At 56.0% G+C, this 16641-nt stretch carries 11 protein-coding genes; 6 read left to right on the top strand and 5 right to left on the bottom strand.

Going from position 1 to position 16641, the window contains the following annotated elements; all coding sequences use genetic code 11:
* Positions 1-142: 142 nt before the first annotated feature.
* The 3 genes from arcB to lptF form a co-directional block, all read right to left on the bottom strand.
* A complete protein-coding gene (arcB, locus tag O1723_RS02635) occupies positions 143-2476 on the bottom strand; it encodes an aerobic respiration two-component sensor histidine kinase ArcB (RefSeq protein ID WP_248190995.1) in 2334 nt (777 codons plus the stop codon).
* Positions 2477-2611: 135 nt separating this feature from the next.
* Positions 2612-3694, bottom strand: a complete 1083-nt coding sequence (lptG, locus tag O1723_RS02630; RefSeq protein WP_014885401.1) for an LPS export ABC transporter permease LptG — start codon at positions 3692-3694, stop codon at positions 2612-2614.
* On the bottom strand, positions 3694-4794 hold the full coding sequence (gene lptF, locus O1723_RS02625; protein ID WP_014885402.1) for an LPS export ABC transporter permease LptF: 1101 nt from the start codon (positions 4792-4794) through the stop codon (positions 3694-3696). Before lptF ends, lptG begins: the two co-directional genes overlap by 1 nt.
* Positions 4795-5060: 266 nt before the next feature.
* On the opposite strand from lptF, the gene pepA reads away from it, so the two are divergent.
* The 5 genes from pepA (at position 5061) to ahr (ending at position 11719) form a co-directional block, all read left to right on the top strand.
* A complete protein-coding gene (pepA, locus tag O1723_RS02620) occupies positions 5061-6572 on the top strand; it encodes a leucyl aminopeptidase (RefSeq protein WP_014885403.1) in 1512 nt (503 codons plus the stop codon).
* Between the two features lie 118 nt (positions 6573-6690).
* Complete coding sequence (gene holC, locus O1723_RS02615) at positions 6691-7134, top strand: DNA polymerase III subunit chi (protein WP_014885404.1); 444 nt, start codon at positions 6691-6693, stop codon at positions 7132-7134.
* Positions 7134-9989: a valine--tRNA ligase gene (locus O1723_RS02610; RefSeq protein ID WP_014885405.1), complete on the top strand. Its 2856-nt coding sequence runs from the start codon at positions 7134-7136 to the stop codon at positions 9987-9989. Before holC ends, O1723_RS02610 begins: the two co-directional genes overlap by 1 nt.
* A gap of 123 nt (positions 9990-10112) precedes the next feature.
* Complete coding sequence (locus O1723_RS02605; protein ID WP_014885406.1) at positions 10113-10616, top strand: GNAT family N-acetyltransferase; 504 nt, start codon at positions 10113-10115, stop codon at positions 10614-10616.
* Between the two features lie 83 nt (positions 10617-10699).
* Positions 10700-11719: an NADPH-dependent aldehyde reductase Ahr gene (ahr, locus tag O1723_RS02600; protein WP_014885407.1), complete on the top strand. Its 1020-nt coding sequence runs from the start codon at positions 10700-10702 to the stop codon at positions 11717-11719.
* 43 nt (positions 11720-11762) lie between these two features.
* Here ahr and O1723_RS02595 read toward each other — a convergent pair whose 3' ends face one another.
* The gene (locus O1723_RS02595; RefSeq protein WP_014885408.1) at positions 11763-13403 is read right to left on the bottom strand and encodes a dihydroxyacetone kinase subunit DhaK; all 1641 of its coding nucleotides are present in this window, start codon (positions 13401-13403) and stop codon (positions 11763-11765) included.
* A 137-nt stretch (positions 13404-13540) separates the two neighbouring features.
* On the opposite strand from O1723_RS02595, the gene O1723_RS02590 reads away from it, so the two are divergent.
* Positions 13541-15043 carry a helicase HerA-like C-terminal domain-containing protein gene (locus O1723_RS02590; RefSeq protein WP_014885409.1) on the top strand — a complete coding sequence of 501 codons (1503 nt, stop codon included), beginning with the start codon at positions 13541-13543 and terminating at the stop codon, positions 15041-15043.
* Here O1723_RS02590 and mnmL read toward each other — a convergent pair.
* The gene (mnmL, locus tag O1723_RS02585; protein WP_096059327.1) at positions 15023-15964 is read right to left on the bottom strand and encodes a tRNA modification radical SAM protein MnmL/YtqA; all 942 of its coding nucleotides are present in this window, start codon (positions 15962-15964) and stop codon (positions 15023-15025) included. The genes O1723_RS02590 and mnmL overlap by 21 nt on opposite strands.
* Between the last annotated feature and the right edge of the window lie 677 nt (positions 15965-16641).

The raw sequence follows: 16641 nt of genomic DNA, 5'->3' as shown, positions 1-16641 counted from the left end.
AACCATTTAAGATTTGCTATCTTATCTGCGTGCGGCCTAAATTTTTCAGGCGGCGCCCATTCGAAAATAACGTTTAAAAACAGGCGCAGCCACGATTTCCCTGGTGTTGGCGCAGTATTCGCGCACCCCGGTTAAACCGGGGTCATTTTTTTCTGGCGTCCACCCAGGCTTTAAGCACCGCCACATCGTTCTGCCACTCTTGTTTCATCTCTTCAACCCAATCACCCACGTTATCTTCCCAGGCGGGTAAATCAGGCGACTGAATCTGTTGACCCAGCTGCTGCAGGTGACGTAACCCGACCGAGCCGGCGGCCCCTTTGATTTTATGCCCTTCTTCCACGATGCCCTTCTGGTCCCGTGCCGTCAGGTTTGACTCCAGCACGCTCAGATAGCCCGGCATCATTTTTTCAAACACAGCCAGACCGTCGGTAATCAGTTTCGGGCCGACCAGGTCAATGTACTGCTCCAGCATCGCGGTATCGAGTATCGTTTGGGCTTTTGCGCTATCAACAGACGTCATGGTGCTCTCCTCTTCATCACGGGTATCCCAGAACTTCTTGATCATGGCGGTCAGAGCAGGCACCGCCAGCGGCTTGCTGAGTACATCGTCCATACCGGCGTCGAGATACTCTTTTTTGTCTTTCAGTACGTTTGCCGTTAGCGCCACCAGCGGCGGCAGTTCGTCAGCCGCGTACTGACGCGTCAGTTCACGCGAGATATCCAGCCCGGTCATATCCGGCAACTGGATATCCAGCAGAACGAGGTCATATTCGCCCGGTGTAAACATCTCCAGCGCGGCTTTACCGGTCATTGCCACATCCACGCTGTTGCCCAGTTTTTCCAGCACCGAGCGCGCCACAATGACGTTCAGCTCAATATCTTCCACCAGCAGGACGTGCAGGGATGGCAGCGGCATATCGTCGTTTTCAAAGGTATCCTCAACTTCTTCCGCCACCGCTGGCGCATGCACCGTCAGCGTAAAGGTCGATCCTTTGCCCGGCTGGCTGGCAACGGTAATATCACCGCCCATGCTCTTCGCCAGCCGTTTAGACACCGCCAGGCCAATACCGGTCCCGGTGGCAGGTTTTCCGCCGTTGCTGTCCTTCACCTGGTAGTACATCGCGAAAATTTTGTCCTGCTCTTCCTGTGGAATACCGATCCCGGAGTCCTCCACCTCGAAGTGCAGCATGTCGCCTGCGTCATAGCGGATACGCACCGCCACCTGCCCTTTCTGGGTAAATTTCACCGCGTTGCTGATCAGGTTCCACAGGATCTGGCGCAACCGCGTACCGTCGGTAACCACTTTATGCGGCAGCGGCAGGGTGGGCTCCATGACGAACCTCAGCCCTTTCTGCTGCGCCTGAAGACCAGACAGATTTTCCAGATCGGCAAGGAAACTGGTGAAATCAATCGGCTGGTTATCAAGCTGAACCTTACGGCGTTCCATCTTATCCATATCGATAATATCGTTGAAGATATTACCCAGCGTAACCGCCGAGACATGAATTGTTTTCAGGTACTTTTCCTGCTCTGCAGTGAGATCGGTATCCAGCAAAATACGGCTCAGCCCCACAATGCCATTGAGCGGCGTACGCAGTTCGTGGCTAATGGTGGAGATAAAGGTGGTTTTATCGCGGCTGGCGCGCTCCAGGGCATCCTGATAGCGCTTACGCTCGGTGATATCACGGCCGAAGCCCATCAGGCCGTGGCGTTTCCCTACGCGGTCATAATAGGGCACCTTACGGATCTCAAAGCAGGCTTTGCGGCCATCCGGATAATCCAGCCACTGCTCGTAGGTCAGCGAGACGTTATGGCGGAACACTTTTTCGTCCGTTTCCATAACCTTGGCGGCCGCCTCCTCAGAGTAAACGTCCTGCGGCTTCAGGTGAATCAACTGCTTCTCGCTTTTTCCGGTCAGGAGTTCCATCGCCCGGTTACAGCCGGAAAACTCTTTATCTTCGTTGCGGTAGAACACCAGATCCGGCGAAGCATCCAGGAACGAACGCAGGAAAGAGGATTGCTGCTCAAGCTGGATCTGCGTCACCTCGCGCTCTTTCATTTCAACTTTCAGCTGTTCCAGCGTGGCCTGACGCTCCGCCTCCGCCTTCTCACGATCTGAAATTTCCTGATTCAGCTGCGCAATGTTGTCTTTAAGCTGAACGTTGAGTTTCAGATCGCGCTCGCGCATCTCCTCCAGTTTATCCACCAGTTTTGACAAGCGCTGACGAGACTCCTCAAGCTGTTCAACCACGACGGAAAGGAAATAGACGGCCCAGGGGGTAATAAGCAAGCCAAAGAAGATAGAGCGGATGACGTCGATACTCTCGACCTGGCCATGCAGAACCATGGTGACGGCCATTTGCACGACAATGGCCAGTACGACCAGCGCCAGCGCCAGCAGCATGGAGAAACGCACCAGCCCAAGCTTCATCATCAGGTCGACGTAATACTGGGCAAGCATTCGAATTTGCTTCATAGAGGATCCCTTCACGACTTTATCGCTCAATAATACTCAAATTCGGGGCAGGACGTTGAAGGTTGTGAGAAAAAGTGCGGGGTGAAACAGGAGATTAGCCTCGCTCCCGGTCAACCGGAAGCGAGGAGAGGTCTGTCAGGAGCGTTTCAAAAGCAGCCAGAGGCTGATCAGGAAGAAACTGGCACTCGGCAGCAGCGCGCCAATAATCGGCGGGATACCGTACACCAGCGTCAGCGGTCCGAAGATTTGATCGAGAACGTAGAAGACAAAGCCGAAACTGATCCCCGTCACCACGCGCACGCCCATCGGTACGCTACGCAGCGGACCGAAGATAAACGACAGCGCCATCAGCATCATTACCGCCACGGACATCGGCTGGAAGATCTTGCTCCACATGTTGAGCTGATAACGTCCGGCATCCTGCCCGCTCGCCTTCAGGTACTTCACATAGTTGTGCAAGCCGCTGATAGAGAGCGCATCAGGATCCAGCGCCACGACGCCGAGTTTATCCGGCGTGAGGTTGGTCTTCCACGTGCCGCTGACGGTCTGCGAACCGGTGATCTGTTTTGGATCGGTCAGGTCAGATTCATCCACCTGCGACAAACGCCACTGCTTATGTTCGGGGTCAAACTTTGCCGAAGAGGCATGTCGTACTGACTCCAGGCGGCGCTGGTCATTGAAGGCGTAGATGCTCACGCCGCCCAGTTCATCATCGCCTTTTACCCGTTCGATGTAGACGAAGTTTTTACCATCTTTCGCCCACAGCCCTTGCTGCGTCGAGAGTAGTGAACCACCGTACATCGCCTGAGCACGATAGTTACGCGCCATCTGCTCGCCCTGCGGTGCCACCCACTCACCAATCGCCATGGTCAACAGCACCAGCGGGATAGCGGTTTTCATTACCGACAGCGCAACCTGCATACGGGTAAAGCCTGAGGCCTGCATCACCACCAGCTCGCTGCGCTGTGCCAGCATGCCCAGCCCGAGGAGTGCCCCCAGCAGGGCCGCCATTGGGAAGAAGATCTGCACATCTTTTGGCACGCTGAGCAGGGTGTACATCCCCGCGCCCAGCGCGTCATAACTGCCCTGCCCGGCTTTTTTCAGCTGGTCGACAAATTTGATAATGCCGGAGAGCGACACCAGCATGAACAACGTCATCATGATGGTGGTAAAAATGGTTTTACCGATATAGCGGTCAAGAACGCCAAACGCCTGCATTAGATGGCTCCTTTACGCGAAAACCGGGCACGTATGCGGCGCACTGGCACCGTATCCCACAGGTTTAATCCCAGCGCCAGTAAGATGTACAAGCTGTTAACGAACCACGTCCAGACCATAGGATCCAGCTTACCCTTCGCGCCGTTAGAGCGAATAGAGGTTTGTAGCAGGAAATAGATCAGGTAAAGCAGCATCGCTGGCAGCATAGAGAGCACGCGCCCCTGACGCGGGTTCACCACGCTCAGCGGAACCACAATCAGTGCCATCATAAACACGGTGAATACGAGCGTAATACGCCAGTGGAACTCTGCACGCGCTCTGTCGGTGTCGGTGTTCCACAATGTACGCATATCCATTTGCTCGGTATCCGTCGGATCGAGCGCCACCGCCTGATGGCCGATAATAGCCTGATAGTTCTGGAAATCCGTAATACGGAAGTCGCGCAGCATCGCGGTGCCTTCAAAGCGAGTGCCTTTATTCAGCGTGACAATCTGCGAACCATCTTTACTCTGCGCCAGCTGACCGGAATCTGCCACCACGACGGATGGACGCGCGTTACCTTTAGGTCGCAGCTGGGCCAGGAATACATCGTTGAATTTACTGCCGTCAACGCTCTCAATGAACAGCACAGAGTTACCGTCGGTCGCCTGCTGGAACTGCCCCTGCGCTAACGCCGCCATGCCGGGGTTCGCTTTCGCTTCGGCCAGAACTTCGTCCTGATGACGAGAAGACATGGGGCCCGCCCACATCACATTCACTGCCGCCACGATCCCGGTGAACAGCGCCAGTATCATCGCCGCTTTCACCAGTACGGCTTTGCTCAGGCCACAGGCATGCATCACCGTGATTTCACTCTCGGTGTACAGCTTGCCGAGCGTCATGAGCAGGCCGAGGAAAAGACTCAGCGGCAGGATCAGCTGCGCCATTTCCGGGATCCCTAAACCAAGTAGGGAAAGCACCAGATTCGTTGGAATTTCGCCGTCAACGGCCGCACCGAGGATCTTAACCAGCTTCTGACAGAAAAAAATCAGCAGCAGGATGAAGAGGATCGCCAGTTGGCTTTTGAGCGTCTCCCGCACCAGATATCTTATGATTATCACTTTAAATACGCCCGTAAAAACCCGTCTCTTTGCTGGAAAATCGCTTGTTTCATGGCTTAAACGTCATTTATTCTCTTGAGTCGTCGAAATCATCGCTAAGATTAAAACATCCGGCGGATTCACGCTTCAGGACTTTTTCTGACGTGTCGAAACCGTAGTAACGTAAGATTAACACGAAGTCACCACAACAGCGGACATGAGTTACGAAAGGTTTCAATTCTATCCGTAGCAGCCGCTGTTGTCTTTAAGATTCAGGAGCGTAGTGCATGGAGTTCAGTGTAAAAAGCGGTAGCCCGGAGAAACAGCGGAGTGCCTGCATCGTTGTGGGTGTCTTTGAACCACGCCGACTCTCCCCGATCGCCGAGCAACTCGATAAAATCAGTGACGGCTATATCAGCGCCCTGCTGCGCCGTGGCGAACTGGAAGGCAAACCTGGGCAGACGCTGTTACTGCACCATGTTCCAAACGTCCTGTCAGAGCGTATTCTACTGATTGGCTGCGGCAAAGAGCGCGAGCTGGACGAGCGTCAGTATAAGCAGGTCATTCAGAAAACCATTAATACGCTGAATGATACCGGTTCAATGGAAGCCGTCTGCTTCCTGACCGAGCTGCACGTTAAAGGCCGTAACACTTACTGGAAAGTCCGTCAGGCGGTTGAAACCGCAAAAGAGAGCCTGTACAGCTTCGATCAGCTGAAGACCAATAAAAGCGAGCCGCGTCGTCCGCTGCGTAAAATGGTCTTCAATGTGCCAACCCGTCGCGAACTGACCAGCGGCGAACGCGCTATTCAGCATGGTCTGGCGATTGCCGCCGGTATTAAAGCGGCGAAAGACCTCGGCAACATGCCGCCGAACATCTGTAACGCTGCCTATCTGGCCTCTCAGGCGCGCCAGCTGGCAGACTCCTACAGCAAAAACGTCATCACTCGCGTCATCGGTGAACAGCAGATGAAAGAGCTGGGGATGCACTCCTATCTGGCGGTCGGCAACGGCTCGCAGAACGAATCCCTGATGTCGGTCATCGAATACAAGGGCAACCCGTCGGAAGATGCGCGCCCTGTCGTGCTCGTCGGTAAAGGCCTGACCTTCGACTCCGGCGGCATCTCCATCAAGCCTGCCGAAGGCATGGATGAGATGAAGTACGACATGTGCGGCGCGGCGGCGGTTTACGGCGTGATGCGCATGGTCGCGGAGCTCCAGCTGCCCATTAACGTGATCGGCGTTCTGGCAGGCTGCGAAAACATGCCTGGCGGACGCGCCTATCGTCCGGGTGACGTGCTGACCACGATGTCAGGCCAGACCGTTGAAGTGCTGAACACCGATGCCGAAGGCCGTCTGGTGCTGTGCGACGTGCTGACCTACGTTGAGCGCTTCGAGCCTGAAGCGGTGATTGACGTCGCCACATTGACGGGTGCTTGCGTGATTGCACTGGGCCACCACATCACCGGACTGATGTCGAACCACAATCCGCTGGCGCACGAGCTTATCGGGGCATCTGAACAGGCTGGCGATCGCGCATGGCGTCTGCCGCTGGGTGACGAGTACCAGGAACAGCTGGAGTCTAACTTTGCGGATATGGCGAACATCGGCGGTCGTCCTGGTGGGGCTATCACCGCGGGCTGCTTCCTGGCACGCTTCACCCGCAAGTATAACTGGGCACACCTGGATATCGCGGGTACCGCATGGCGCTCCGGTAAAGCCAAAGGTGCCACCGGCCGTCCGGTGGCGCTGCTGTCGCAGTTCCTGCTCAATCGTGCGGGTTTTAACGGCGACGAGTGATGTAAAACGCCGGGTAGCGGCTTCGCCTTACCCGGCCGACAACGTCGCTCAACCGTAGGCCGGGTAAGCGTAGCGCCACCCGGCTTTGCATTTAAATCCACGACAAGAAGCCCCATATATGAAGAATGCAACGTTCTACCTTCTGGACAACGACACCCATCAGGATGGCCTCAGCGCCGTCGAACAGCTGGTGTGTGACATTGCCGCAGAACGTTGGCGCGCAGGTAAACGCGTTCTGATTGCCTGTGAAGATGAACAGCAGGCGATTCGCCTTGATGAAGCCCTGTGGGCCCGCCCACCGGAGAGTTTTGTCCCGCATAACCTGTCGGGCGAAGGTCCGCGCGGTGGCGCCCCGGTCGAGATCGCCTGGCCACAAAAACGCAACAGCAGCGCGCGCGATATTCTCATTAGCCTGCGGGCAGACTTTGCAGATTTTGCCACCGCTTTCACAGAAGTGGTAGACTTTGTCCCTTACGAAGAATCTTTGAAACAACTGGCGCGCGAACGCTATAAAGCGTACCGCCTGGCTGGTTTTAACCTGAATACGGCAACCTGGAAATAATGGAAAAGACATATAACCCACGCGATATCGAACAGCCGCTTTACGAGCACTGGGAACAGCAGGGCTATTTCAAGCCTAACGGCGACGAAAGCAAAGAGTCCTTCTGCATCATGATCCCGCCGCCGAACGTCACCGGCAGTTTGCATATGGGACATGCTTTCCAGCAGACCATCATGGACACCATGATCCGCTACCAGCGCATGCAGGGTAAAAACACCCTGTGGCAGGCGGGGACTGACCACGCGGGTATCGCGACCCAGATGGTGGTTGAGCGTAAAATTGCCGCTGAAGAAGGAAAAACCCGCCACGACTACGGTCGCGACGCCTTCATCGACAAAATCTGGCAGTGGAAAGCGGAATCCGGCGGCACCATTACCCGTCAGATGCGCCGCCTCGGCAACTCCGTGGACTGGGAGCGCGAGCGCTTCACCATGGATGAAGGCCTGTCCAATGCCGTGAAAGAAGTTTTCGTCCGTCTGTACAAAGAAGACCTGATTTACCGTGGCAAGCGCCTGGTGAACTGGGATCCGAAACTGCGTACCGCCATCTCTGACCTGGAAGTGGAAAACCGCGAGTCTAAAGGCTCCATGTGGCACATCCGCTATCCGCTGGCCGACGGCGCAAAAACCGCAGACGGTAAAGATTATCTGGTCGTTGCCACCACCCGTCCGGAAACCCTGCTGGGCGATACCGGCGTGGCCGTTAACCCGGAAGATCCGCGTTATAAAGATCTGATCGGCAAATTTGTAGTGCTGCCGCTGGTAAACCGCCGTATTCCGATCGTGGGCGACGAACACGCCGACATGGAAAAAGGCACTGGCTGCGTGAAAATCACTCCGGCGCACGACTTCAACGACTATGAAGTGGGTCGTCGTCACGCCCTGCCAATGATCAACATTCTGACCTTCGACGGTGATATCCGTGAAAGCGCAGAAGTGTACGACACCAAAGGCAACGAATCTGACGTTTACTCCAGCGAGATCCCGGCTGAATTCCAGAAACTGGAACGTTTTGCCGCGCGTAAAGCGATTGTGGCTGCCGTTGACGCACTCGGCCTGCTGGAAGAGATTAAACCTCACGACCTGACCGTGCCGTACGGCGATCGTGGTGGCGTAGTTATCGAGCCAATGCTGACCGACCAGTGGTACGTCCGTGCCGATGTGCTGGCGAAACCGGCGGTGGAAGCGGTTGAAAACGGCAGCATCCAGTTTGTGCCGAAGCAGTACGAAAACATGTACTTCTCCTGGATGCGTGATATTCAGGACTGGTGTATCTCCCGTCAGCTGTGGTGGGGTCACCGCATCCCGGCGTGGTATGACAACGAAGGTAACGTCTACGTTGGCCGCAGCGAAGATGAAGTGCGTCAGGAAAACAACCTGAGCGCTGACGTTGCGCTGCGTCAGGACGAAGACGTACTGGATACCTGGTTCTCTTCCGCGCTGTGGACCTTCTCCACCCTTGGCTGGCCTGAGAACACCGACGCGCTGCGTCAGTTCCACCCAACCAGCGTGATGGTGTCCGGTTTCGACATCATCTTCTTCTGGATTGCGCGCATGATCATGATGACCATGCACTTCATCAAAGACGAAGACGGCAAGCCTCAGGTTCCGTTCCATACCGTCTACATGACCGGTCTGATCCGTGACGATGAAGGCCAGAAGATGTCCAAATCCAAGGGTAACGTTATCGACCCACTGGATATGGTTGACGGTATTTCGCTGGAAGATTTGCTGGAAAAACGTACCGGCAACATGATGCAGCCGCAGCTGGCAGAGAAAATCCGCAAGCGCACCGAGAAGCAGTTCCCGAACGGGATTGAGTCTCACGGTACCGACGCCCTGCGCTTCACCCTGGCGGCGCTGGCCTCGACCGGCCGCGACATCAACTGGGACATGAAGCGTCTGGAAGGTTACCGTAACTTCTGTAACAAGCTGTGGAATGCCAGCCGCTTCGTGCTGATGAACACCGAAGATCAGGATTGCGGCTTCAACGGCGGCGAGATGACCCTGTCCCTGGCGGACCGCTGGATCCTGGCGGAATTCAACCAGACCGTGAAAGCGTTCCGTGAGGCGCTGGACAGCTACCGCTTCGATATCGCAGCGGGCATTCTGTATGAATTCACCTGGAACCAGTTCTGCGACTGGTACCTGGAGCTGGCGAAGCCGGTGATGAACGGCGGTTCTGAAGCGGAGCTGCGCGGCACGCGCAACACGCTGATTACCGTTCTGGAAGGTCTGCTGCGCCTGGCGCATCCGGTCATTCCATTCATTACCGAAACCATCTGGCAGCGCGTGAAGGTGATTGCAGGTATCAATGCCGATACCATCATGCTGCAGCCGTTCCCGGAATTCGATGCTGCGCGCGTTGATGAAGCCGCTGCTGCCGATACCGAATGGCTGAAGCAGGCGATTGTTGCCGTGCGTAACGTTCGTGCAGAAATGAACATCGCCCCGAGCAAGCCGCTGGAACTGCTGCTGCGCGGCTGCAGCGAGGCTGCCGTGCGTCGCGTGAACGAGAACAGCACCTTCCTGAAAACGATGGCGCGTCTGGAAAGCATCACCGTGCTGCCTGCAGATGACAAAGGTCCGGTTTCCGTGACCAAAATCATCGACGGCGCCGAGCTGCTGATCCCGATGGCAGGTCTGATCGACAAAGATGCTGAGCTGGCGCGTCTGGCGAAAGAAGTGGCGAAAGTCGACGTAGAAATTGGCAAAATCGAAAGCAAACTGGCGAACGAAGGCTTTGTCGCCCGTGCGCCGGAGGCGGTCATTGCCAAAGAGCGTGAGCGTCTGGTTGCCTTCGCAGATGCGAAGACCAAGCTGATTGAGCAGCAGGCGGTTATTGCTGCCCTGTAATGCTTTTACCCCTTACGCTTCAGGGCGTAAGGGGTACCCTTCCTGAAAACTCCTCGCTTGCACTCCCTTTTCTGCGGTGCTATTAACAGCAGTTGTGTGTCAATTTTTGTCATGAGTAATACTATGAGCGTGATTACCCCCGTCGCGACGACGATGCGTCGGATCACTGAGCAGGACAACCCGGCTATTGCCACCGTTATCCGCACCGTTTCTGCGGAGTATGGGCTGACAGCGGATAAAGGCTATACCGTTGCTGACCCCAATCTTGACGAGCTTTTTCAGCTCTACAGCCAACCGGGCCACGCCTATTGGGTCATTGAGCAGGACGGCCAGGTCGTGGGCGGTGGCGGCGTTGCGCCGCTGAGCTGCAGCGAGCCGGACATCTGTGAGCTACAGAAAATGTATTTCCTGCCGTCCGCTCGCGGACAAGGGCTGGCAAAAAAACTGGCGCAGCTCGCCCTTGATCATGCTCGTACTCAGGGTTTTACGCGCTGTTACCTCGAAACAACCGCCTTCCTCAAAGAGGCCATCGGCCTGTATGAACATCTTGGCTTTGAGCATATCGATGCGCCGCTGGGCTGCACGGGCCACGTCGACTGCGAAGTGAGAATGCTGAAAAATCTGTAAATTTTGTTCCTGCCCCCTTCTGTTAAGCGGCCGTAAACTGAATGCTCTACACTCTCAGTTCACACCACAACGGGGGAAACACGATGTCGAAGATAAAAAGCTACGCCGCACCGCAGGCGGGTGCAGAACTTGAGCTGTACGAATACGATGCGGGCGAACTAAAAGCAGAAGACGTCGAAGTGCAGGTTGATTACTGCGGGATCTGTCACTCGGATCTCTCGATGATCGACAACGAATGGGGCTTCTCGAGCTATCCACTGATTGCCGGGCATGAAGTCATTGGTCGCGTCGCGGCGCTCGGTAGCGCCGCCCAGGACAAAGGGCTGAAGGTCGGCCAGCGCGTAGGTATTGGCTGGACGGCACGCAGCTGCGGTCATTGTGATGCTTGTATCAGCGGCAACCAGATCAACTGCCTTGAAGGCGCGGTGCCAACCATTCTGAACAAAGGCGGATTTGCCGATAAACTGCGTGCCGACTGGCAATGGGTTATCCCCCTGCCGGAGAGCATTGATATTGAATCCGCCGGTCCGCTGCTGTGTGGCGGTATCACCGTCTTTAAACCACTGCTGATGCACCACGTCACTGCGACCAGCCGCGTAGGCGTCATTGGTATTGGCGGCCTGGGACATATTGCCATCAAACTGCTGCACGCAATGGGCTGTGAAGTGACGGCGTTCAGCTCGAACCCGGCAAAAGAACAGGAAGTGCTGGCGATGGGTGCGGATAAAGTGGTGAACAGCCGCGATCCCGAGGCGCTGAAGGCGCTGGCGGGTCAGTTTGATCTGATCATCAACACCGTCAACGTCGATCTCAACTGGCAGCCATACTTTGAAGCGCTGGCCTACGGCGGTAACTTCCACACCGTGGGTGCGGTAATGAAGCCTCTGCCGGTTCCGGCGTTTACCCTGATCGGCGGAGATCGCAGCGTATCCGGTTCCGCGACCGGTACGCCGTACGAGTTGCGCAAGCTGATGAAGTTCGCCGGACGCACCAAAGTGGCGCCCACCACCGAGCTTTATCCGATGTCGAAAATTAACGAAGCTATCCAGCACGTACGCGACGGGAAAGCCCGGTATCGCGTGGTGTTGAAAGCGGATTTTTGATGTGAGTTTGCCGGGTGGCGGCTTCGCCTTACCCGGCCTACTTTTACCGCTGTGCCAATACGTTAAATACTTCTGCCACCGCAACCGCCCCCGGATCCATCACGCCATCCAGGTTCTCTTTGTTCACATACGACGAGCGCCCAGCTCCTGCCTTCTCCATTTTTGCCGTTGCTTCTGCCCCCAGCTGCGCTGCCTGCGCCGCTGCCTGAAGATCATTTTTCTGCAACGCCTCCAGCGCCGGTTGGAGCGCATCGATCAGGGTGCGATCGCCGAGATCCGCGCCGCCATACTGCTTCATTTGCGCCAGCCCGCTCAGCAGTGCATCCGGAAGCGATTTTCCGTCATGCAGCTTTTGCCCGGCTGCCGTAAAGAAGATCGACATCAGTACGCCACTCGATCCGCCCATCACCGTTGCCAGCCGCTCCCCTACCAGCAGCAGAAGCTTAGAGACATCATCAAGCGGAAGCGCATGCTCCTCCAGACGCTGCGCAATATCCCGCGCGCCTTGCGCAAAGGTGGAGCCGGTATCGCCGTCGCCCACTTTGGCATCCAGCGCGTTCAGACGATTTTCCAGTTGGATCAGCGTCCTGGCTACCGAGGAGACAGACTTTTCGACCTGTGGGTTTTCCGACGGAGTGTATTCCACGCGGTCATGGATGGCGCTATGTGCGACGGTACGCAGTGGCGCAAACGCCACGGGTTTCTGCCAGCCCAGCGTTTCCACCTCTTCATGAAGCGCTTTTTCGAACAGATCGTTGAGCTTCAGCAGCGTCAGCGAAAAACCCTTCATATCCAGAGCGCTTACCAGCGGGGCCGGGCCAATAAGATAAGCAATACTCTCTTTCAGCGCCGAGTGCGCCAGCTCTTTGGTCAGTAACGCCATTTCCAGCGCCGATACGCCACCAAGATTGTTAATCAGCACCGCAAAGCGCCCTTCACCCGCCTGCGCTTTCAGAGGGGTCACCAGCGTGTCGATAATCGCTTTGCTGTTTTGTGTGTCGACAACGGAAGCGCCCGGCTCACCGTGGATCCCCAGCCCCAGCTCGACATGACCCTGCTTAATGCGTCCCTCTTCATCGTCACTGCCCGGCAGGTTGCAGGTTTGCATCGCCACGCCCAGACTCCAGAGGTTATCGCAGGCCTGTTGCGCAATATCCCGCACTTCACTCAACGATTTCCCCTGCTCCGCCGCATAGCCCGCAATCTTATGCACCAGCGCCGTACCGGCAATACCGCGCGGCTGTTTGTTGTCGGGCAGCGCGATATCGTCCGCCACAATCACCATTTCGACCTTCAGCCCGTAACGTTTGGCCTTCTCGGCCGCCAGACCGAAGTTCAGCCGATCGCCGGTGTAATTTTTGACAATCAGCAGGCAGCCGCGATCGCCCGTGACCGCGACAATGGCATTCAGCACCGCATCCACGCTCGGCGAGGCAAACAGATCGCCGCAGACGGCAGCCGTCAGCATGCCTTTGCCGACAAACCCGGCATGCGCGGGCTCGTGGCCAGAGCCGCCGCCGGAGATCACCGCCACGCGGCTTTTGTCCCAGTCACCGCGCGCGACAATCCTGATAGCAGGATCAATATCGAGTTTGACGAGATTCGCGTGTGGCGCAGAAAGCAGTATGCCTTCAATGGCATCGTTGACCAGCTGTTTGCGATCGTTAAAGAAGAATCTGGACATAGTTTCCCACTATTTTGTTAACCGTATGCAAAAGCATAGTCCGCGCTGGATAATGCGCCGCAAAGTCAGCAATTTACTCAGCCATTTTGCCGTCAGGTTGCCTATACTCCACCCAGGACTAAGAGAGGAAGCGCATTATGAGTACACCATTGTTAATTGCCCGGACGCTGGAAAAAGAGCTGTATCTGCTGCCCGCGATGGCGAACCGCCACGGCCTGATCACCGGCGCGACCGGGACGGGGAAAACCGTCACCCTGCAGAAGCTGGCGGAGTCGCTTTCAGAGATTGGCGTGCCGGTCTTTATGGCTGACGTGAAAGGCGATTTAACCGGTGTGGCTCAGGAGGGTACCGCCTCTGAAAAATTGCTCGAGCGGCTGAAGAATATTGGCATCACGGACTGGACGCCGCATGGCAACCCGGTGGTGGTATGGGATATCTTCGGTGAGAAAGGCCACCCGGTCCGCGCAACCGTCTCCGACCTCGGCCCGCTGCTGCTCGCCCGTCTGCTTAACCTTAACGATGTCCAGTCCGGGGTACTGAATATTATCTTCCGCATCGCCGATGACCAGGGACTGCTGCTGCTCGATTTCAAAGATCTGCGGGCCATTACCCAGTACATCGGGGATAACGCTAAATCTTTCCAGAACCAGTACGGCAATATCAGCAGCGCTTCTGTCGGCGCGATTCAACGCGGGTTACTGACTCTGGAACAACAGGGTGCCGAACACTTCTTTGGTGAACCGATGCTGGATATCAAAGACTGGATGCGCACCGACAGCAGTGGAAAAGGCATCATCAACATTCTGAGCTCAGAGAAGCTCTACCAGATGCCGAAACTCTACGCCGCCAGCCTGCTGTGGATGCTCTCCGAGCTTTATGAGCAGCTGCCCGAAGCGGGTGACCTGGAAAAACCGAAGCTGGTGTTCTTCTTTGACGAAGCGCACCTGCTGTTCAACGACGCCCCACAGGTCTTGCTGGATAAGATTGAACAGGTCATCCGCCTCATCCGCTCCAAAGGCGTCGGCGTCTGGTTTGTCTCGCAAAATCCGTCGGATATCCCCGATAACGTGCTCGGGCAGCTCGGCAACCGCGTCCAGCATGCCCTGCGCGCCTTCACGCCAAAGGATCAGAAAGCGGTGAAAGCCGCCGCGCAAACCATGCGTGCGAATCCAGCCTTTGATACCGAAGCCGCCATTCAGGCGCTGGGCACCGGTGAAGCGCTGATATCGTTCCTTGATGCGAAGGGCAGCCCATCCATCGTGGAACGTGCGATGGTGATTGCGCCCTGCTCGCGTATGGGGCCCGTCACTGATGATGAACGTAACGGCCTGATTAACCATTCTCCGGTTTACGGTAAGTACGAAGACGAGGTGGATCGCGAGTCCGCGTTTGAGATGCTGCAAAAAGGCGTGCAGGCAACAACGGAGTCCCAGGATGCCCCTGCCGCAAAAGGGCAGTCCGTCGCCGTAGATGATGGCATTCTCGGTGGACTCAAAGACATTCTGTTTGGCAGCACCGGTCCGCGCGGCGGCAAACGCGACGGCGTGGTGCAAACCATGGCGAAAAGCGCGGCGCGGCAGGTCACCAATCAGATTGTACGCGGCATGCTGGGGAGTTTGTTAGGCGGCCGTCGCCGGTAGACGGGGAACCCACGGGCGCCCCAGCGCCGAACCCTGTACGCCGTTTTGCTGCAGATAGCGGTCAATTTCCACCATCCCCGTCCAGCGGTTCTCACACCAGAGCGGTGCCAGAAGCGTTGGACGGCGGGCGCTGGCCGAGATGCGATGGTAAACAATCTCCGGCGGCGTGTGGCGAATCATCTCCCCCGCGGTCACCGTATAGTCCTCAAGCTCAATACCGCTTAACCGCCCCGCTTGCCAGGCTTTCGCCATAATGCTTCCCGTAACGATGTGCAGCGGATGCAGCTTGATACCGTCCACGCCGGTCTCAACGACCTTTTCCAGCGTCTCCAGGCCGTGCTGCTGCCCTTCGCCAGGGAGACCGACAATCAGGTGCGAACAGACCTTCAACCCACGCGCGCGCGCGAGGCGTGTGGTGCGCTGGTAACAGGCGAAATCATGGCCACGGTTAATGCGGTGCAGGGTTTTGTCATGTGCGGTCTGCAAGCCCAGTTCCAGCCAGATCTCGTAGCCTTGCTCCTTATACTCACTGAGCAAGTCCAGCACCGCGTCCGGCACACAGTCCGGACGCGTACCGACGCACAACCCCACAATGTTCGCCTGCGTGACTGCCTGCTGATACATGGACCGCAGCACCTGCACTTCCGCCCAGGTACTGGTGTACGCCTGGAAATAGGCCAGATACTGCTTTGCGCGGTTAACCCGGCTGGCCTGATGTGCGAGCTGCTCTGCAATAGATTTATGCTGCTGAGCTTCGTCAGCAAAGGAGGCCACGTTACAGAAAGTGCAGCCACCGCGCCCGATGGTGCCATCGCGATTCGGACAGCTAAAACCGCCGTGCAGCGTCAGCTTGTGAACCTTTTGCCCGTAGCGCTGCAAAAGATCCCCACCAAACATATTGACTAATTTCTGTAACTGCATAATCTGATAGACCGTCCCGAAGAAAGGGGACAAGCCTGCCATTTTTAGCCTCTGTCGGCGATGACCTGGATCAATCGCCCAGGACGGCCTTTATCTATATGAATAAATACTCAAGATTACTGCAGTTTCATTCACACCACCTGTGATTACTTTTCCTTATGTTCTGATTGTTTTTTTCATTTATAGCGCCAGCACTGAAAAACAGTGACTTTATGCGGGTTTAGAACCCATGCCAGATTATTGTTCTGCGTTAAAACCACTATTCAGCACGCTACGTTGATAATACCGCTTACATATAGTGAGACAGATCACACTCCGTTGCGGTCTACAAGGGCTTTTAATCAATGTAAAAATAGTTAAATTCCCTTTATTTACAAATACATAGTCACTCTTTAGCACATTTTTGGATAAATAAGATTGCCATTTGACCTGTGTACCAATTCCCGATAAGTTGGAAATCCGCTGGAAGCTTTCTGGATGAGCGGCCTGCTCATCATATTTATGCAGTAATTGAGATTCCCTCTGAAGCAAGTCCTCAAACTTGTTTACCTGCGCGAAAGGATGAAAAGAGGGCGAATGCGAGGTACGCGTATGAAGCGCAAACCCCGTCGCCATGCTCTTTCTGCGCCTGTGCGCCACGGTAAAGTTCAGAGAGAAGCCCGACGAGCCTGGGGAGG

This window comes from Enterobacter cloacae complex sp. HYC080_NIDB, assembly GCF_056673325.1.
The sequence above is the reverse complement of the archived record's forward strand: the minus strand, read 5'-3'. Positions and strand labels throughout refer to the sequence as shown.

What these genes read in the sequence shown, in the direction of transcription:
- O1723_RS02590 (WP_014885409.1), top strand. Translation starts at nt 13,541, where the DNA reads ATGAGTACACCATTGTTAATTGCCCGGACGCTGGAAAAAGAGCTGTAT.
- O1723_RS02610 (WP_014885405.1), top strand. Translation starts at nt 7,134, where the DNA reads ATGGAAAAGACATATAACCCACGCGATATCGAACAGCCGCTTTACGAG.
- ahr (WP_014885407.1), top strand. Translation starts at nt 10,700, where the DNA reads ATGTCGAAGATAAAAAGCTACGCCGCACCGCAGGCGGGTGCAGAACTT.
- pepA (WP_014885403.1), top strand. Translation starts at nt 5,061, where the DNA reads ATGGAGTTCAGTGTAAAAAGCGGTAGCCCGGAGAAACAGCGGAGTGCC.
- O1723_RS02595 (WP_014885408.1), bottom strand. Translation starts at nt 13,403, where the DNA reads ATGTCCAGATTCTTCTTTAACGATCGCAAACAGCTGGTCAACGATGCC.
- holC (WP_014885404.1), top strand. Translation starts at nt 6,691, where the DNA reads ATGAAGAATGCAACGTTCTACCTTCTGGACAACGACACCCATCAGGAT.
- mnmL (WP_096059327.1), bottom strand. Translation starts at nt 15,964, where the DNA reads ATGCAGTTACAGAAATTAGTCAATATGTTTGGTGGGGATCTTTTGCAG.
- lptG (WP_014885401.1), bottom strand. Translation starts at nt 3,694, where the DNA reads ATGCAGGCGTTTGGCGTTCTTGACCGCTATATCGGTAAAACCATTTTT.
- O1723_RS02605 (WP_014885406.1), top strand. Translation starts at nt 10,113, where the DNA reads ATGAGCGTGATTACCCCCGTCGCGACGACGATGCGTCGGATCACTGAG.
- arcB (WP_248190995.1), bottom strand. Translation starts at nt 2,476, where the DNA reads ATGAAGCAAATTCGAATGCTTGCCCAGTATTACGTCGACCTGATGATG.